Annotated in this window: 16 protein-coding genes; 6 read left to right on the forward strand and 10 right to left on the reverse strand. The window is 66.4% G+C overall.

The features are described 5' to 3' along the window. Positions 1 to 13 precede the first annotated feature (13 nt). Positions 14 to 2,191: a TonB-dependent siderophore receptor gene (locus ACZLZY_RS03045; RefSeq protein WP_472931975.1), complete on the reverse strand. Its 2,178-nt coding sequence runs from the start codon at positions 2,189 to 2,191 to the stop codon at positions 14 to 16. Between the two features lie 227 nt (positions 2,192 to 2,418). Further along, on the reverse strand, positions 2,419 to 2,844 hold the full coding sequence (locus ACZLZY_RS03050) for a DUF4174 domain-containing protein (protein WP_472931976.1): 426 nt from the start codon (positions 2,842 to 2,844) through the stop codon (positions 2,419 to 2,421). A gap of 187 nt (positions 2,845 to 3,031) precedes the next feature. Here ACZLZY_RS03050 and ACZLZY_RS03055 point away from each other — a divergent pair, with 187 nt between their 5' ends. Genes ACZLZY_RS03055 through ACZLZY_RS03065 form a run of 3 tightly spaced genes read left to right on the forward strand, consistent with a single transcriptional unit; the run spans position 3,032 to position 6,761 of the window. Then, positions 3,032 to 3,553, forward strand: a complete 522-nt coding sequence (locus ACZLZY_RS03055) for a 2Fe-2S iron-sulfur cluster-binding protein (protein WP_472931977.1) — start codon at positions 3,032 to 3,034, stop codon at positions 3,551 to 3,553. Next, complete coding sequence (locus tag ACZLZY_RS03060) at positions 3,550 to 4,533, forward strand: FAD binding domain-containing protein (RefSeq protein ID WP_472931978.1); 984 nt, start codon at positions 3,550 to 3,552, stop codon at positions 4,531 to 4,533. The genes ACZLZY_RS03055 and ACZLZY_RS03060 overlap by 4 nt, the downstream gene beginning before the upstream one ends. Beyond that, complete coding sequence (locus ACZLZY_RS03065; protein WP_472931979.1) at positions 4,530 to 6,761, forward strand: xanthine dehydrogenase family protein molybdopterin-binding subunit; 2,232 nt, start codon at positions 4,530 to 4,532, stop codon at positions 6,759 to 6,761. Before ACZLZY_RS03060 ends, ACZLZY_RS03065 begins: the two co-directional genes overlap by 4 nt. A 75-nt stretch (positions 6,762 to 6,836) precedes the next feature. Here the strand turns inward: ACZLZY_RS03065 and ACZLZY_RS03070 are convergent, their stop codons facing one another. The 4 genes from ACZLZY_RS03070 to ACZLZY_RS03085 form a co-directional block, all read right to left on the reverse strand. After that, positions 6,837 to 8,120, reverse strand: coding sequence for an NAD(P)/FAD-dependent oxidoreductase (locus ACZLZY_RS03070; protein ID WP_472931980.1), 1,284 nt, complete (start codon positions 8,118 to 8,120; stop codon positions 6,837 to 6,839). A 114-nt stretch (positions 8,121 to 8,234) separates the two neighbouring features. Continuing rightward, positions 8,235 to 8,375 carry a DUF3096 domain-containing protein gene (locus tag ACZLZY_RS03075; protein ID WP_472931981.1) on the reverse strand — a complete coding sequence of 47 codons (141 nt, stop codon included), beginning with the start codon at positions 8,373 to 8,375 and terminating at the stop codon, positions 8,235 to 8,237. Between the two features lie 31 nt (positions 8,376 to 8,406). Beyond that, entirely contained in the window at positions 8,407 to 9,186 is a 780-nt protein-coding gene (locus ACZLZY_RS03080) for a 3-hydroxybutyrate dehydrogenase (RefSeq protein ID WP_472931982.1), read from the reverse strand. Between the two features lie 128 nt (positions 9,187 to 9,314). Beyond that, positions 9,315 to 11,201: a methyl-accepting chemotaxis protein gene (locus tag ACZLZY_RS03085; protein ID WP_472931983.1), complete on the reverse strand. Its 1,887-nt coding sequence runs from the start codon at positions 11,199 to 11,201 to the stop codon at positions 9,315 to 9,317. 369 nt (positions 11,202 to 11,570) lie between these two features. On the opposite strand from ACZLZY_RS03085, the gene ACZLZY_RS03090 reads away from it, so the two are divergent. Beyond that, positions 11,571 to 12,551 (forward strand): tripartite tricarboxylate transporter substrate binding protein, encoded by a 981-nt coding sequence (locus ACZLZY_RS03090; RefSeq protein WP_472931984.1) that lies wholly within the window; start codon positions 11,571 to 11,573, stop codon positions 12,549 to 12,551. Positions 12,552 to 12,686: 135 nt separating this feature from the next. Further along, a complete protein-coding gene (gene folD, locus ACZLZY_RS03095; protein WP_472931985.1) occupies positions 12,687 to 13,592 on the forward strand; it encodes a bifunctional methylenetetrahydrofolate dehydrogenase/methenyltetrahydrofolate cyclohydrolase FolD in 906 nt (301 codons plus the stop codon). A gap of 9 nt (positions 13,593 to 13,601) precedes the next feature. Here the strand turns inward: folD and vapC are convergent, their stop codons facing one another. The 4 genes from vapC to hrcA all read right to left on the reverse strand — a co-directional run bounded on the left by vapC (position 13,602) and on the right by hrcA (position 16,130). After that, positions 13,602 to 13,991, reverse strand: coding sequence for a type II toxin-antitoxin system VapC family toxin (gene vapC, locus ACZLZY_RS03100; protein ID WP_472931986.1), 390 nt, complete (start codon positions 13,989 to 13,991; stop codon positions 13,602 to 13,604). Continuing rightward, positions 13,988 to 14,200: a type II toxin-antitoxin system VapB family antitoxin gene (locus ACZLZY_RS03105; RefSeq protein ID WP_472931987.1), complete on the reverse strand. Its 213-nt coding sequence runs from the start codon at positions 14,198 to 14,200 to the stop codon at positions 13,988 to 13,990. The genes vapC and ACZLZY_RS03105 overlap by 4 nt, the downstream gene beginning before the upstream one ends. Before the next feature lie 69 nt (positions 14,201 to 14,269). Then, the gene (gene grpE / locus ACZLZY_RS03110; RefSeq protein ID WP_472931988.1) at positions 14,270 to 14,923 is read right to left on the reverse strand and encodes a nucleotide exchange factor GrpE; all 654 of its coding nucleotides are present in this window, start codon (positions 14,921 to 14,923) and stop codon (positions 14,270 to 14,272) included. Positions 14,924 to 15,029: 106 nt separating this feature from the next. After that, positions 15,030 to 16,130, reverse strand: a complete 1,101-nt coding sequence (gene hrcA / locus ACZLZY_RS03115; RefSeq protein WP_472931989.1) for a heat-inducible transcriptional repressor HrcA — start codon at positions 16,128 to 16,130, stop codon at positions 15,030 to 15,032. Positions 16,131 to 16,397: 267 nt separating this feature from the next. Here hrcA and rph point away from each other — a divergent pair, with 267 nt between their 5' ends. Next, positions 16,398 to 17,114, forward strand: a complete 717-nt coding sequence (rph, locus tag ACZLZY_RS03120) for a ribonuclease PH (protein WP_472931990.1) — start codon at positions 16,398 to 16,400, stop codon at positions 17,112 to 17,114. The last annotated feature ends 22 nt before the right edge of the window (positions 17,115 to 17,136 follow it).

The raw sequence follows: 17,136 nt of genomic DNA on the forward strand, positions 1-17,136 counted from the left end.
GACCCAGTAAGTCCTACCAGGAGTATTTCAGGCTCGCCGTCACCTTGCGCGGCTCATTGTAGAAGCACGAGTTGGCGTCCTGGCACGAGGCGACGGCCTTCTTGTCGAAGAGGTTGGACGCGTTGATCTGGCCCTTCCAGTTGTTCTTCTCGTAGGAAATCGAGGCGTCGACGACGGTATAGTCAGGCACTTCCAGCGCGTTGGCCTTGTCGGCATAGCTCTCGCCGTTCCAGCGCACGCCGCCGCCGAGGCGCAGGCCCGTCAGCGCGTCGGACCGGAAGGCATAGTCGAGCCAGAGCGAGGCGAACTGTTCGGGGATGGCGACGGGTACCTTGCCGAGATCGACGTCGTTGGACTTCGTCACCTCCAGATCGAAGTGTGTGTAGGCCGCGATCAGGCTGAAGCCATTGCCGAGCCCGACATTGCCTTCGAACTCGAAACCCTTCGATGTGGTCTCGCCGGTCTGGACCTGCTGGAACGGGTTGCCGCCGGCGACATCATTGGTCAGCACGTTGCCGCGGGTGAGGTCGAAGATCGATGCGGTGAAGAAGCCGTCGAAGCCGGTCGGCTGGTACTTAACCCCCGCCTCATACTGGTCGCCGTCACCGGACTCGAACGGCGAGCCGTTCGCATCAAGACCCAGCACCGGGGTGAAGAAGCGGGAATAGCTGACATAGGGCGTGATGCCGTTGTCGAAGAGGTAGGCGAGGCCCGCCCGGCCGGAGAAGGCGCCCTCGTCGTCGTCGGCATCACTGCCGATGCGGTTGTCGAGCTCGGTGCTGAGGAAATCGTAGCGGGCGTTCGCCGTAACGACGAGCCTGTCGAGGGTCATCTGGTCCTGGACGTAGAGCCCCGTCTGGTTGAGCGTCTGGGTATTGTCGATATAGGGCGCGCCAAGCGGCGGCTGGCCGGTGCTGTAATCCGGGTTGACGAGGTCGAGCGGCGTGCCGATGCCGCCGGGCCCGTCGAACGCAGAGACCGCCTGCGACTGGTCGAGCCTGTAATAGCGGTAGTCGAGACCCGCGATCGCCTTGTGCTCGATGGCGCCGGTGGCGAACTTCGCCTCGACCTGGTTGTCGATGGTGAAGGTGTCGACCTTCGGATCCGTGCGGAAGTTGATGCGGGCGAGCTCCGAGCCGCCGGGGGTCACGTAGCCGTTGCCGTAGGCCAGCGCATAGGTCGACTCCAGATGCGCGTAGCGGGCGTTCTGGCGCACCGTGAAGGTCTCGTCGAACGAATGCTCGGCCTCGTAGCCGATCATCGTCTGGTCGCGGGTGAACTCGTCGATCGACGTGTCGCTGGTGAAGACGTCGCGGTCGATCTTGCCGAACGCGGCAGGCCGCACCGTGCCGACATAGGGCAGGAAGCCCGGCACGTTGTTGCTGTCGTCGCGCTGGTAGGAGCCGTAGACGGTGACGTTCGTCTGGGCGTCGGGTGCCCAGGTCAAGGTCGGGGCGATCAGGCCGCGGAACTCGTCGCCTTCATCGGCATAGTCGTTGCCACCGAATAGTTTTGCGTTCAGCCGGTAGGTCCAGACGCCCTCGTCGTCGAGCGGGCCGCTTGTGTCGAGCGCGGTGTAGCCTTGACCGTATTCGTTGACGCCGACCTCGACCGAGCCTTGCTTCGTCGTGGTCGGACGCTTCGAGATCAGGTTGATCAGGCCGCCTGGAGAGCTGCCGCCGTAGAGCACCGAGGCCGGGCCCTTCAGGACCTCGACGCGCTCGAGCAGAACGGGATCGACCTGGAAGGTCGCGAAGGCCGAGGAGAACAGCGCGAGGCCATCGAGGTAGAGGCCGTCCTCATTGGCCGGGAAGCCGCGGATGTTGAACCAGTCGAGCCGGTTGTTGTTGCCGAATTTCTGGCCCTGGACTCCCGAGGAGTAGCGGGTCGCCTCGTCGACGCTCTGGACGTTGCGCTCCTCGAGCTGATCCTGTCCGATGACGGAGACCGGCTGGGGGCTGGCCAGCCGGGAGCCGGCGCCCTTGGTGCCGCTGACGCTCTGGCGGGGGACGGTGCGATCGCTGTCGCTAGCAAGGCTGCTGTCGCCGGCCACCGTGCCGTTGCTGGCGCCGCCCTCGAGCGTGACGGCACCGAGCACGATCGCGTCCTGCGCGGCGGCCGCGCCCGCGAGCGCTCCGAGGGCGCAGGAAACGCGCAGCACAGTCTGGCAGGAACGGACGACAGATGGCATCGAGGGGACTCCATAAAGGGACCCATTCCGCCTAGGTGCGTTAAGCTGATAAATCGAGTCATATTTTAGGGCGTGCTGTAAGCCGTGTTCCGGTGTTGCCGTAATGTGACTTTAACGACCAACTGACGGTGTCGGCGAAGGTTCACACCAGCCGTTCCACCCCCCTCAGCCAGATTAGAAACATTTTAAACTGGCAGAGCGGAGTACCCGTTAGTGCCGAATACTAGTCAGCGGGCGCTTCGCCGCATCGGCATTGCATCGATCAGGCCGTTGAGGTCGGCCAGCGCGATGGGCTTGCTCCCGCGCCACTTGACCCCGCCATCCTTGCCGATCAGCAGCGCGGAGAAAGTGGTGTCGGCGGCAATGTCATAGCGGTTCCGCAGCCTGTCGGCGGTTTCCCCTCGGGGTGGTTCGCCGAAGATCGGCAGAATTTCTTCGCCCACCACGGCGAAGGCGACAAGATCACGGTCGGCAAGCGCCGCCTCGTCCGCCAGAAGGCCTTGTTGCTGGTCGGAGAGCAGCTTGCTCCGGTCGGCGGCGAAGACGATCACGATGCGCTTTTCCCAGCGCAGGCTGGCGACGGTCGCAGCGTCGACCGCACCGACGGAGCCGATGGCGGACAGGAGGGCGGCGGCGACGACGGTCTTCAGCATGAAACTTCTCCCTTGGCCCCCAGAACGGGCGCGAGCCGGTCGGTTTGTTCGAGACCCAGCGTTGGCATGATGGCCGCGGTGCTTCGGCTGCGGCCGATCGTCCCGCGCTAATGCGGCTTCTCATTTTTGACTGAACCCATTCGCCGCCGTCTGCGTTGCAGCCTGGAATCGTTATAAGGAGCAGCCCGTGCTGACACTGACCGTGAATGGAACCGAGCATTCGCTCGACATCGACGTGAGGACATCGCTGCTCGATGCTCTGCGCGACCATCTGGCCCTCACCGGCACCAAGAAGGGCTGCGACCACGGCCAGTGCGGCGCCTGTACGATCCTGGTCAACGGCCGGCGCGTCAATTCGTGCCTGACGCTCGCCGTCATGCACGACGGCGACGAGATCACGACCATCGAGGGCCTTGGCCAGCCCGGCAACCTCCACCCTATGCAGGAGAGCTTCCTGCACCATGACGGCTACCAGTGCGGCTATTGCACGCCGGGTCAGATCATGTCGGCGGTCGGGATGCTCGGCGAGGTCGAGGCGAAGTGGCCGAGCCATGTGACGGAAAACGTTGCGGGCGGCGCCGAGCTCTCCAATGCCGAAATCTCCGAGCGCATGTCGGGCAATCTCTGCCGCTGCTCGGCCTATCCGAACATCGTCGATGCCATCCGCGAGGTCGGCACCGCAGATACCCGCCGAAAGGACGCAGCATGAGGACGTTCGACTACGTCCGGGCGAGCGATGCCCGGCAGGCCGCGACCGAGGCAGCCGTCGTCGGCGCCAAGTTCATTGCGGGTGGCACCAATCTCCTCGACCTGATGAAGCTGCAGGTCGAACACCCCGACCGCCTCGTCGACATCAGCCGTCTGCCGCTGAAGGATATCGAGGAGACGGGTGACGGCCTGCGCATCGGTGCGCTCGTTACCAACAGCGACCTTGCCGCCAGCGACATCATCCGCGAGCGCTATCCCCTGCTCAGCCGTGCGCTTCTGGCCGGTGCCAGCGGGCAACTGCGCAACAAGGCAAGCACCGGTGGCAACTTCCTGCAGCGCACGCGCTGCGGCTACTTCTACGAGACCTCCGCCAACTGCAACAAGCGCGAGCCCGGTTCGGGCTGTGACGCGATCGGTGGCTTCAACCGGATCCACGCGATCCTTGGCGCCAGCGAGCACTGCATCGCCACCCACCCATCCGACATGGCGGTGGCCATGCGGGCGCTGGACGCCAAGATCGAGACGCTAAAGGCCGACGGATCGTCCCGCGTCCTCGCGCTTTCGGACTTCTACCGCCTGCCCGGCGACACGCCGGACCTCGACACCAATCTCGAGGCGGGGGAGCTCATCGCCGCGGTGCACCTGCCGAAGGCGCCGGGCGGCAAGCATGTCTACCGGAAGGTCCGCGACCGCGCATCCTACGCCTTCGCGCTGATCTCCGTCGCCGCCGTGGTGACGGTCGAGGACGGCAAGATGCAAGGCGTCAGCCTCGCTTTCGGTGGCGTCGCCCACATGCCGTGGCGGGATGCCGCGGTGGAGGCGGCGCTGAACGGCCAGGCGCCTTCGCAGGCGCTGTTCGAGAAGGCGGCCGACATGCTCCTCGCCGAGGCGAAGGGCCAAGGCGAAAACGATTTCAAGATCGAGCTGATGCGGCGGACTTTGCCCGCGGTTCTCAGCGAGGCGACGGGAGTGACGGCATGAGCAAGTCCTACGACTACCAGATGGACAAGCCGATCGGCGAGACGCGTCTCGACCGCGGCGTACAAGGCGTCATCGGCAAGGGCATCGACCGGTTCGAAGGTCCGTTGAAGGTGTCGGGCAAGGCGACCTACGCCTACGAGAACCTGCATGGGCGGGAGGTTGCTTTCGGCTATCTCGTCACCTCGACCATCGGCTCCGGCAAGATCGTCGAGATCGACACGATGCAGGCGCTGTCGACGGCGGGCGTCCTCACCGTCATCACCGACGAGAATGGCCCCCGCGCGGCGGCCGACCCGGGCGATCCCGCACCGACACCGATCGGCGGCGAGGTCACCCATTACGGCCAGCCGATCTGCCTTGTCATCGCTGAAAGCTTCGAGGTCGCGCGTGCGGCCGCCAAGCTGGTCGACGTGCGCTATGAGGCTTCCGAGGGCCACTACGACCTCGAGGAAGGCAAGGCGGACGCCTATGATCCGGGCGATGGCGTGATGCCGTCGACCGTCGTGAAGGGCGACTTTGACAAGGCTTTTGCCAAGGCCGAGGTGACGTTCGAGGCGACGTACACGACGCCGAGCCAGAGCCATTCCGCCATGGAGCCGCACGCGGCCGTGGCCGTCTGGGACGGCGACGACCTGACGATGTATGGCTGCTACCAGCTTGTCCAGACGAATGTCGGACAGCTTGCCAAGGCGCTCGGCATCAACAAGAAGCATGTCCGCCTCCTGAACCCGTTCATCGGCGGCGGCTTCGGCGGCAAGCTCGGCATTGGCCCGGAATCAGTGTTCGCCGCGATGGGGGCCAAGGAAACCGGCCGTCCGGTGAAGATCGCGCTGACCCGCCAGCAGGTGATGCAGACGACCTCGCGTCGCTCCGACACCATCCAGCGGGTGCGCATTGGCACGACGAAGGACGGCATCATCACCGCCATCGCGCACGACACCATCACCGGCAACACGCCCGGCGATGATTTCTTCGAGCCGGCCGGCATCTCGACGGTGTTCCTGTACGCCGGCGACCACCGGCAGGTGACCCATCGCAAAGTCGACGTGAACATCCTCCTGTCGTCCTCGATGCGGGCGCCTGGCGAGGCGGTTGGCATGCTGGCGCTCGAGAACGCCATGGACGAGATGGCCGAAAAGCTTGGCCTCGATCCGATCGAGTTCCGCAAGCGCAACGAGCCGGAGACCGATCCGCAGGAGGGCCTGCCGTTCTCCTCGCGCATGATGGTCGAGTGCATGGACGAGGGCGCCCGGCATTTTGGCTGGAACGATCGTGCGAAGGTCCCGGGTACCCGGCGCGAAGGCGAGTGGTTCATCGGCACGGGCATGTCGACCGCGTCGCGCAAGAACCTCCTGCAGAAGGCGTCGGCCCGAGTGTCGCTGCTCGCCGATGGGTCGGCGACGGTCGAGACGGATATGACCGACATCGGCACCGGCACCTACACCATCCTCCAGCAGATCGCGGCCGAGATGCTGGGCCTGCCGGTCGAGAAGGTATCGGTGAAGCTCGGTGACTCGTCGCTTCCGCCGGCACCCGGCTCGGGCGGCTCGTGGGGCGCCAGTTCCTCGGGCTCGTCGGTCTACACGGCCTGCGAGGGGATCATCGAGCAGCTCGCCGAGAAGCTCGGCGTCGCCGCCGACGATCTCACCCTCAAGGACGGCACCGCGATCGCCGGCAACAAGCAGACGCCGCTGACCGTCGTCCTCTCGGGCGAGCCGATCGTGATGCTCGGCAATTTTGCGCCGGGCAAGACGTTCAAGGAGACGCACCAGGCGAGCTATGGCGCGCACTTCTGCGAAGTGGCGGTCAACGCGGTGACGGGCGAGACCCGCATCCGCCGTCTGCTGACGGTGGCGGCGGCTGGCCGTATCCTCAACGAGAAGACCGCGACGTCGCAGTGCTATGGCGGCCAGATCTTCGGCATCGGCACGGCCCTGACCGAAGAACTGGTGGTCGATCCGCGCACCGGCCTGATGGTCAACCATGATCTCGCGGAATACCACGTGCCGGTGAATGCCGACGTGCCGCAGCTGGAGGTCGTCATGCTGCCCGAGCGGGACCATGCGGCGAGCCCGCTGGCCTCGAAGGGCATCGGCGAACTCGCAATCTCCGGCGTCGGCGCTGCGATCACCAACGCCATCTATAACGCCACCGGCGTTCGGGTGCGTGACTATCCGATGACGCTGGACAAGGTTCTGGCGGGCTGGACGAAGCCGAAGGCCGCCTGAGGCAACCGGTAACAGCACTAGCATTATCCAAAGGGCGGCGGAGCGAAGGCTTCGCCGCCTTTTTCGCGTCCGGCCTTAGCCGTGCAGCTTGAGGGCAGGGCCCTTGGTCGGTGAAATGACGTCGGCCAGGATCGCCACGGAACCGCGCAAGGTGCCGAGAACCGACCATTGGTGCTGCCTCTGCAGCGCGTGGTAGGCCGCCTTGGCGAATTGTCCGTCGATGAAGAAGTCGTCGCGCCGCGCAAAGCCCATCAAGCCGACGGTGCCGGCATTGCCGAGCGAGATCAGCTTGCCCTTGTCCTTGAAGGCGAATGGCTCGATGGGCTTTCCGGCAATGGCGGCCGGCAGTGCGCCGCAGAGGTAGCGCCCTTGCTGGCTCGCGATCTGCGCGGTCGGCGGCAGCGCCATCTCCGCACCCTCGGGGGTGAGGCTGGCCGCATCGCCCATGGCATAGATGGCGTGGTCGGCGGTCCTCAGATGGGCGTCGACGACGATCCGGCCCTTGCGGTCGGTCTCGAAGTCGCCGAGTTGCTTCAGCACCGGCAAGCCGACGAGGCCCGCGGCCCAGACGGTGATATCGGCCGGCCAGCTGTCGCCGGTCGCCGAGCCCACGGCATCGGCATGGACGGCGTTGATCTTGGCGTTCGTCACGACGGAGACGTCGAGGGCGGCCAGCCGCTTGAGGACGCCGGCGCGCAGGTCCGCGTCGGCGCCGGGCATCAGCACCGGCGCGCCCTCAAGGATGGTGAGGTCGAGGAGTTTTGCCTGCGGCTGTTTGGCCGGGCGCTCGAAGAAGGCCTGTTCAGAAACGCGCAAGTGCGCGGCAAGCTCGGTGCCGGTGGCGCCCGAGCCGACGATGACGACATGCGCCGGCCTGCCGCTTTCGCGCGCATTGATCATCAGGCCGATGAAGCGTTCGCGGAAGGCGTCGGCATCGGCCTTCGCGTCGAGCCGGACGGCATGCTCGAGCACGCCGGGTATGCCGAAATCCGCGGTGATGCCGCCGAGCGCGATGACGCAGGTGTCGTAGCCGACGCTCCGGCCCGGCGCCATCGTCTGCCCGCTCGCGGAGATGACGGGGGCGAGCCGGACGCATTTGGCCGCCCTGTCGATCGACACGACGCTGCCTTGCTCGAAGCGGAAGCCGCGCATGCGCGCCAGCATGTAGAAGCTGATTTCGGTCAGCGTCGAGTTCACCGTGCCGGCGGCGAACTCGTGCAGGCGGGGCTTCCAGATATGCGAGCTGACGCGGTCGACAAGAGCGATGTCGAGCGACCGATCCCGCGACAGGGCCGCGGCGAGCTCGAGCCCACCCGCCCCGCCACCGAGCACGAGGATGCGGTGTCTGGATTGTGCCATGCGATTAGCCTTGCCGGACGCTGCCGCCTTGCTTGCGGCGCACATCCCCTTTCCATCGCGCGCGATTCTGACGGGAGGGGCAGGGCCTCCTTCCCGTGTCGTCGCGCGGTTCGATCAGCCGTAGGTGCCCACCAGGCCTGTTATGCCGATGAAGATAAGGTAGAGCGCGACGATGTAGTTGAGCAAGCGCGGCATCAGGAGGATGAGCACGCCGGCGATCAGCGCGACGATCGGCTGGATCTGGAGAATCTGCATAAGGGCTTTTCCGATGTATTTGTCCGGGGAATCAGGACATGTGCCAGCCATGACTGACGGTGATCGACTGGCCGGTCAACGCATTCGAGCGAAAGCCTGCGAGGAATACGGCGACGTCGGCGACGTCCTCGATGGTCGTGAACTCCTGGTCGACGGTATTGCCGAGCATCACGCGGTTGACGACTTCGTCTTCCGAAATGCCGAGCCGCTCCGCCTGTTCGGGGATCTGACGGGCGACCAGCGGGGTCTTGACGAAACCGGGGCAGATCACGTTGGACCGCACGCCGTGCGGCGCGCCTTCCTTGGCCATCACCCGGCCGAGCCCCAGCAGCCCATGCTTGGCGGCGACATAGGCGCTCTTCAGGGGCGACGCCTCGTGGCTGTGCGCCGAGCCCATGTAGATCAGAGCGCCCGACTTCTGCGGGTACATCACCTTGATGCAGGCCTTGGTCAGGAGGAAGCCGCCGCCGAGGTGGACGTTCACCACCTTCTGGAAGTCGGCATAGGGAAAATCCTCGACCGGGTGGACGATCTGGATGCCGGCATTGGCGATCATGGTGTCGATCCGCCCGAAGCGCGCGGCGGCCGTTGCGACGCCGGCCTCGACCGCGGCCTCGTCCGAGACGTCCATCTCGATCGCCAGCGCTTCGCCGCCCGCGGCCTCGATCTCAGCGACGCTCGCCTCGGCGGCGGGTAAGTCGATGTCGCAGACGGCGATCCTCGCGCCCTCGCGCACGAAGGCCAGCGCGATCTCGCGGCCGATGCCGGAGCCCGCGCCGGTGATGACGGCGACGTTGTTCTGAAGTTTCACGGGCGGTGCTCCCATTGGCCGACGCGGCGGCAATCGGTGCCGACTATTCCGCAGCGGGGCGCTGAAACGCAACAGGCCGGCATTTGAGCCGGCCTGTTGCAGCGTGCTGATGGTTCAAGGAGCGGCGCTCAGAACTCCGACCAGCCGTCGGTCTCCGGCTTCATCGCCGCGCCGCCGCGCCCGGTGCTGCGCATCTGTACCACCGCGCGGCCCGCGGCAGGGCGGCTGGCGGCGTGCGGCGCCGGCTCGTCCGCGGTGCGGAAGCGGCCGACGAGCCCCGCCAGTTCCGCCGTCTCGGTCGACAGGGTCTGCGCTGCCGCCGTGGTTTCCTCCACCATCGCGGCGTTCTGCTGGGTGACCTTGTCCATCTGGTCGGCGGCGGCCGATACGCCCTTGAGGCTCGTCGCCTGTTCGCGGGCGCTGCTGGCGATCTTGCCGACGATGGCGCTCATGTCGGCGACCTGCGTGACGATCTCCTCCAGCGACTTGCCGGACGCCGTGACGAGCTCAACGCCCTCGCCGACCTGTGCCGACGAGGTCGAGATTAGCGCCTTGATCTCCTTGGCGGCCTCGGCCGAGCGCTGGGCGAGCCCGCGCACTTCCTGGGCGACGACGGCAAAGCCGCGACCAGCCTCGCCGGCCCGTGCCGCCTCGACGCCGGCGTTCAACGCCAAGAGGTTGGTCTGGAAGGCGATCTCGTCGATGACGCCGATGATCTTGCCGATCTTGTCCGAGGACTGCTCGATCGCCGCCATGGCCGTCACCGCCCGGCCGACGATCTCGCCGCCGCGCTCGGCATTGGTCTGGGCCGCGACCGCCGCGCGCTGGGCGTTGGCGGCGCCGTCGGCGGTTCTGGCGACAGCGGAGGTCACCTCGCCGAGCGCCGCGACGGTTTCCTCGAGGCTCGCGGCCTGCTGTTCGGTGCGCTGGGCAAGGTCCCCGGACGCGACCGCGATTTCGCTGAGGCCGGTCCGAAGCGCGCTGGTCGAGCGAACGACCTGCGCCATCGCCTCCTCGAGCCGCGCGACGCTCTGATTGAACAGCCCGCGGACGCCCTCGTACTCGGCCGCGAAAGGCTGCTCGAGCCGCACCGTCAGATCGCCATTCGCGAGCCGCTCGAAGCCCGCCTCCACCTCGGTGGCGAAGAAGGCCTGCGCCTCGGCGGTGTTCGCGCTGGTCTCGGCCTGCCGGCGGCGGCCAGCCTCCCTCTCCGCTGCCGCCTCGGCGGACTCGGATTTCAGGCGCTTCTGCTCGATCATCGCATGGCGCAGATGCTCGACCGAGCCGGCCATCCGGCCGATCTCGTCCTGCCGGTCGGTGCCGACCACCGTCCTGTCGGTCTTGCCGTCGGCGACTTCGGCGATGGTTTGCGTGAGCTCCCGCAGCGGGGCGAACATCCGCTTGGAGATCCAGAGGACGATGAGCCCGAGGACCGCAGCCGCCACGATCGACAGGATGCCGAGGCGGACCTGCAGGCTGTTGATCGAGGCGAAGAAGTCGGTCTTGGGCACGCCGACATAGAGGACGCCGATCGTCTTGCCGGCTTCGTCCTTGATCGGATCGTAGGCGGTGAAGAAGGGGGTGCCGAGAATATCGGCCTCGCCGCGGTAGGGCTTGCCGGCAAAGACCTCGGTATAGGCCGGGCCGGCGGCGAGTTTCGTCCCGACCGCACGGCTGCCGTCCGGTTTCTTGACGTTGGTGGCGATGCGCATGTCACCCATGAAGATCGTCGCCGTGCCGCCGACGAGGTCCTTGATGCGGTCGACCGGTTCGAAGAAGCCGTTCAGCTGCTGGCTGCCGGCGTAGAGGGCATCGCCATCGCGCCGCATCGGGCCAAGCCTGTCCAGCACTTCCCAGGCAACGCGCATGTTGCTCTCCTGCCTTTCGGCCGCGCGGAGGATTCCGTCCTCGCGCAGGACGATCTCGTTGGCGATACCGAACGACACCGTCAGCACGGCGAGGCTCGCCATCACCATCATCCAGACCTTGGCGTGCAGGGAAAACGTGCGAAACATGGGGGCACCTGTCTTTGTGCGATCGGTCCGGGGTCCGGCCGAGCGAGGGGAGATCTCCGAGAGAAAGGCTGGGCGGCAAACGACCGTCTCAGAAGATTAGCAACCTATCGTATGCCGTCCGAAGCTTAAGAAGCCCGTACCTTGGAGGGAAATTTTGCTGACTATGCAACCAAATGGGCTTTGGATCTCCGCGGCGCGTCGGTGACGTTCGACGTGCTGCGAGGCGCGGTCGATTTTCCCATGCGAGGGAATGTCGGCGAGGTCGTGCAACTGCCGCGACAGGTTTTCGACAGCCAGCGGGCAGTAGCTTCCCCTTTCGTTTGCCGTCGGGAGAATGGCAGGCGTCATCATGTTCGGGAGGAACACACCATGACCATCAACCGGCGCGACTTTTCCATGGCGCTCGCCGCGCTCGCAGGCGGCGCTGCGCTGCCGCTGCTGCGTCCGTCCGCCGCTCGGGCCGCCGCGCTCGAAGAGCTGACGATCATCGCGGCAGCCAGCACCGGCGGCGGCTACGACACCCTGGCGCGCACGGCACAGATGCTGCTGCAGAACGAGAAGCTGGTCGGCAATGTCGAGGTGATGAACGTTCCCGGGGCCGGCGGCACGATCGGCCTTGCCCAGCTGATCGGCGGCGGCAAGCGCTCGACGCTCCTCACCGCGGGCCTCGGCATGGTCGGCGCTGTCATCATCAACAAGTCGCCGGTCTCGCTGGCGCAGGCAAAGCCCGTCGCCCGCCTGCAAGGCGAATACCAGCCGCTGGTGGTCGCCGCTGAATCGCCGATCAAGTCGCTCGACGATCTGGTGAAGGCCTACAAGGCCGAGCCGGGCGCCGTCTCCTGGGCCGGCTTCGGCCTCGGCAGCCCCGACCATCTTCTCGCCGGGCAAGTGGTCAAGGCGACCGGCGGCGACGTCAAGGAGATGAACTACATCGTCGTCGGCGCCGGCTCGGAAATGCTGCCGATGGTGCTGTCGAACCAAGTGACGGTCGCGACCGGCGGCTACAACGAGTTCGCCGACATGATCACCACCGGCAAGCTCAGGGCGCTCGGCATCTCCTCGCCGGAGCGGCTGAAGGGCATCGACGTGCCGACCTTCCGCGAGCAAGGCGTCGACACCGAGCTGGTCAACTGGCGCGGCCTTGTCGGCACCGCGAAGCTGACCGACGAAGACCTCGCGGCGATGGACGAGGCCCTTGGCGCGATGGCCAAGAGCGACGAGTGGAACAAGATCTGCGAGAACCGCGGCTGGCAGAACCTCTATATGCCGTCAGCCGAGTTCGCGACCTTCCTCGCCGCGGAACAGACGCGCGTCTCCTCGCTCCTCAAGGAACTCGGCCTGGCCGCCTGACGGCTTTCGCCTCTCGCCATCCCCGCCGACAATTTCGTATAAGCGTCGCGCGGCTCGGGCAGATGCCTGACCACCCCTCCGTCCGGTCAACGCGACGGAGGGGCCAGAGGCCAGCTCAGATGTGCGGGAGATGAGATGAGCGACGCGATCAGGATCGACGGCAAGGCGGCGGCGGCCGACATCATCGGCGCGGTGAAGGCGGCGAGCGCGGCCTTGCGGGAGCAAGCGGGCATTGTGCCGGGGCTCGCGGTCGTGATCGTCGGCGAGGACCCGGCGAGCCAGGTTTACGTCGCCTCCAAGGCGCGGATGGCCGAAGAGTGCGGCTTCAAGTCGGTCAAACACGTGCTCGGTGCCGACGCGTCGCAGGCCGCGCTGCTCGACCTCATCCACGATCTCAATGCGGACGTCTCGGTCCACGGCATCCTGGTGCAGCTGCCGCTGCCTCCGCAAATCGACGCCAACCGGGTGATCCACGCGATCTCCGCCGACAAAGACGTCGACGGCTTCAACCTCCTCAATGTCGGCCGGCTCGGCACCGGCGCGGTGGACGAGGCTTTCGTGCCGTGCACCCCGGCCGGCTCGATGCTGCTGATCCGGAAGATTCTCGGCGACGACCTGTCGGGCAAGACCGCGGTGGTCGTCGGCCGCTCCAACATCGTCGGCAAGCCGATGGCGCAGCTGCTGCTCTCCGCCAACGCGACGGTGACCATCGCGCATTCGCGCACGGCAGATCTGTCGGCGGTATGCCGCACCGCCGACATCCTCGTGGCGGCGGTCGGACGGGCGGAAATGATCCGCGGCGACTGGGTGAAGCCCGGTGCCGTGGTCATCGACGTCGGCATCAACCGCATCGACGCACCGGAGAAGGGCGAGGGCAAGACGCGGCTCGTCGGCGACGTGGCCTATGAAGAGGTCGCAGCCGTCGCCGCCGCGGTCACGCCGGTGCCGGGCGGTGTCGGGCCGATGACAATCGCGCTGCTGATGGCGAACACGGCGGTTTCGGCGTATCGGCACGCGGGGCTGAAACCGCCGCGGTTCTAATCGGGCCGGTCAAGCCAGCCTGAGCCCGAAACGCTCGGCGATCGGCGTGAAGTCCCGGTCGCTTTGCAGGAGATGATGGTCGCCCATCAGGCAGAAGGTGGCGATGATGAGGTCGACGGTCTTGCCAATGGTGATGCCGTCGACGCGAAGGGTTCGGTAGATCCGGGCAGCTTCAACGGCGACCTCCCGACTCAACATCTCCACCGAGGTGAACTGCTGCAAAAGGGCTTCGATCCGACGGGCATCCCTATCGCCGCGGGCCCCTCGCAGCACTTCCAGCAGAACCACATCACCAACGACGATGCCTCGTTTTCGAGATACTGCCTTCAGCTGGCGAACTTGAGGACTATCCTCCTGACGGAGATGAGCAATCCAAACGGAGCTGTCGACGACGATCACCGCTTTTCGCTGTGTATTCGCCCCTCGCGCATGGCGTCGAGGTCGCCTTCCCAGCCGATCCCCGCCAGGTCCTCAATGGCCTTTCCCAACTCGTAGTCTTTCAGGAGGCGACGTAGCGCCTCCTCAACCGTGGCGGTAGGCGTTCCGAGACCAGCCGCGGCCATGGTCTCGTCGAGCAGCGCCTTGTCGACCTCAACATGCGTGCCCATGGCATCTCTCCCGCCGGGTAACCCGGCGATGACGATGCCACAGGCAGATTTGCAAATCGAGTTTCCCGATCAGCCCTCGCCGCCCTCAGTTTCCGCCGGTTTCGGCTCGGCCGCCACCTTCGGGCCGCCCTTGGAGACGCCGACCATGGCCGGGCGCAGCACGCGGTCGCCGATGGCGTAGCCATCCTGGACGACCTGGACGACGGTGTTGTTATTGACCTCGGTGTTCGGGACCTCGAACATCGCCTGATGGAAGTTCGGGTCGAAGCGCTGGCCCTCGGGCTCCAGCTTCTTCACGCCGAACTTCTCGAGCGTCGCCAGCATGCCGCGCTCGGTCAACTCGACGCCGTCGATCAGAGCGGCAAGGCCGGCATCGCCGTTCTCGCGGGCATCGGCGGGCACGGCCGCGACGGTGCGGCGCAGATTGTCCATCACCGACAGCATTTCACGGGCGAAGTTGGTCACGGCATAGGTGCGCGCGTCCTTTACCTCGCGCTCGGTCCGCCGGCGCAGGTTCTCCATGTCGGCGGCGAGCCGCATCATGCGGTCCTTGACCTCGGCAGACTCGGCCTCGAGATCGGCAATCCGCTCGGCGGCGGCACTGGCGATGAAGGCCTCAGCGTCGGCGTCGGAATAGTCCCCGCGGGTGAACGGAGAGGCCTCGGCCTCGTTCTCCAGGGCCTCGTCGATCTCGGCGTCGCGCTTGTCGGTGTCGCTCATCATTCCTCTTTCAATCCGCCGGCGCGCCGGTCGAACCGGGCCGAAGCCCGCCGGTCACCGGTGCGTGAATGTCGATGTCGCCCGCATATCGAATGCCGGGCCGTGAAAATCAAGATCGCCGGCCGACGGTGCCTTGCGTCAGAAGGCGCGAAACGAGCCGCGCGGTGTAGTCGACCATCGGCACGATGCGGCGATAGTTGAGCCGCGTCGGGCCGATGACGCCGACCGCGCCGATCACCTTCTGGTCGCCGTCGCTGTAGGGCGCGACCACGAGCGAAGAGCCCGACAGCGAGAACAGCTTGTTCTCCGAGCCGATGAAGATCCGCACGCCATTGCCGGTCTCAGCCAAATCGAGCAGCTCGATGATGCCGCTCTTGCTCTCGAGGTCGTCGAACAGCATGCGCAGCCGCTCGAGATCCTCGGACGCCGTGACGTTTTCGAGAAGGTTGGCGCGGCCGCGCACGATCAGCCGCGCCGGCTGGCCGATCGCCGCGCCCGACCAGACGGCGAGACCTTCCTCGACCAGCCCCTGGCTGAGGAGGTCGAGCGCCGTCGAAGTCTCGTCCTTCAGCGTCTGCACGCGCTCGCGCGCCTCGCTGAGGGTTCGGCCGACGATATGGGCGTTGAGGAAGTTCGAGGCCTCGACGATCTGCGCGGCGGTGACGCCGGAGGGCAGATCCACGACCCGGTTCTCGACGTCGCCATTCTCGCCGACCAGCACGGCCAAGGCCTTCGTCGCCTCCAGGCGAATGAACTCGATGTGCTTCAGCCGGAGGTCGGACTTCGCCGTCAGCACCAGCCCGGCGCCGCGCGACAGGCCGGAGAGCAGCTGGCTCGCCTCCGTCAGCAAGGTTCCCATCGGCCGGAGGTCGCCGGTCGCCTGCACCTTCGCCTCGATCGCCTCGCGCTCGCGCTGCGGCAGGTCGCCGACCTCGAGGAAGGCGTCGACGAAGAAGCGCAGGCCGAGCTCGGTCGGCATCCGGCCGGCCGAGATGTGCGGCGAATAGATCAGCCCGAGCGCTTCCAGGTCGCTCATCACGTTGCGCACCGAGGCTGGCGACAGCGAGGTGGTCAGAAGCTTTGAAAGGACGCGCGAGCCGACCGGCTCGCCGATGTCGAGATAGGATTCGACCAGCAGCTTGAAGATGTCGCGCGAGCGCTCGTCGAGCATGCCGGGAAATTCCGGCGCCGGCTGTCTGAAGTCGTTCATCACGCGTTCTCTCTGCATAGGTGGCAGACTATAAGGCCATGACGCATAAGGGCCAAGCGCCCCGTGCGCCCGAGCTTCGCCGAAAGCCGGCGCTGCCCTGTCGAGGTCGCACGCTGGGGCAAGGGCCATCGTCGGAGCGGCGATGGTCGGGGATCGCGGGGCCGTCCGCCGGAATTATTTTGCGCCCCGACCCCTCGCCGGTTAAAAGCCGGTTAACGCCAGCCGCGCTGCGGCGCTCTGCGACACATTCCATGACAGGATATCACCATGCGGCCTTCCAAACGCGCCAATGACCAGTTGCGCGCCGTCTCGCTCGAACGCGGCGTTTCCCTTCATGCGGAGGGCTCCTGCCTCGTCAAGTTCGGCAACACCCATGTGCTCTGCACCGCCAGCCTCGAGGAGCGAGTGCCACCCTTCCTGAAGAATTCCGGCAAGGGCTGGGTCACCGCCGAATACGGCATGCTGCCGCGCGCCACCGGCGACCGGATGCGGCGCGAGGCGGCCTCGGGCAAGCAGTCGGGCCGCACCCAGGAAATCCAGCGCCTGATCGGCCGCTCGATGCGCGCCATCGTCGACCTCGGCGCGCTCGGCGAGCGGCAGATCACCATCGACTGCGACGTCATCCAGGCCGATGGCGGCACCCGCACCGCCGGCATCACCGGCGCCTTCGTCGCGCTGAACGACTGCCTCGCATGGATGGAGGGCCGCGGCATGGTCGAGCGCTCCAAGGTCCTCAAGGACCACATCGCGGCGATCTCCTGCGGCATCTACAAGGGCGAGCCGGTGCTCGACCTCGACTATCTGGAGGATTCGGCCGCCGACACCGACGCCAACTTCGTCATGACCGGCCGCGGCGGCATCGTCGAGATCCAGGGCACGGCCGAAAAGGAGCCGTTCAGCGAGGCTGAGCTGGCGAGCCTCCTCGGCCTCGCCAAGTCCGGCATCGCGACGCTCGTCGAGCTGCAGCGCCAGGCGATCGCGTAAGGGAGGCGGCGATGAGCACGGG

Source organism: Mesocryomonas lacus (assembly GCF_055730135.2).

Excerpts from the sequence above, each read along its gene's own strand:
- ACZLZY_RS03045 (WP_472931975.1), bottom strand. The coding sequence starts at position 2,191 with ATGCCATCTGTCGTCCGTTCCTGCCAGACTGTGCTGCGCGTTTCCTGC.
- ACZLZY_RS03050 (WP_472931976.1), bottom strand. The coding sequence starts at position 2,844 with ATGCTGAAGACCGTCGTCGCCGCCGCCCTCCTGTCCGCCATCGGCTCC.
- ACZLZY_RS03060 (WP_472931978.1), top strand. The coding sequence starts at position 3,550 with ATGAGGACGTTCGACTACGTCCGGGCGAGCGATGCCCGGCAGGCCGCG.
- ACZLZY_RS03065 (WP_472931979.1), top strand. The coding sequence starts at position 4,530 with ATGAGCAAGTCCTACGACTACCAGATGGACAAGCCGATCGGCGAGACG.
- ACZLZY_RS03070 (WP_472931980.1), bottom strand. The coding sequence starts at position 8,120 with ATGGCACAATCCAGACACCGCATCCTCGTGCTCGGTGGCGGGGCGGGT.
- ACZLZY_RS03075 (WP_472931981.1), bottom strand. The coding sequence starts at position 8,375 with ATGCAGATTCTCCAGATCCAGCCGATCGTCGCGCTGATCGCCGGCGTG.
- ACZLZY_RS03085 (WP_472931983.1), bottom strand. The coding sequence starts at position 11,201 with ATGTTTCGCACGTTTTCCCTGCACGCCAAGGTCTGGATGATGGTGATG.
- ACZLZY_RS03090 (WP_472931984.1), top strand. The coding sequence starts at position 11,571 with ATGACCATCAACCGGCGCGACTTTTCCATGGCGCTCGCCGCGCTCGCA.
- folD (WP_472931985.1), top strand. The coding sequence starts at position 12,687 with ATGAGCGACGCGATCAGGATCGACGGCAAGGCGGCGGCGGCCGACATC.
- ACZLZY_RS03105 (WP_472931987.1), bottom strand. The coding sequence starts at position 14,200 with ATGGGCACGCATGTTGAGGTCGACAAGGCGCTGCTCGACGAGACCATG.
- grpE (WP_472931988.1), bottom strand. The coding sequence starts at position 14,923 with ATGATGAGCGACACCGACAAGCGCGACGCCGAGATCGACGAGGCCCTG.
- hrcA (WP_472931989.1), bottom strand. The coding sequence starts at position 16,130 with ATGAACGACTTCAGACAGCCGGCGCCGGAATTTCCCGGCATGCTCGAC.
- rph (WP_472931990.1), top strand. The coding sequence starts at position 16,398 with ATGCGGCCTTCCAAACGCGCCAATGACCAGTTGCGCGCCGTCTCGCTC.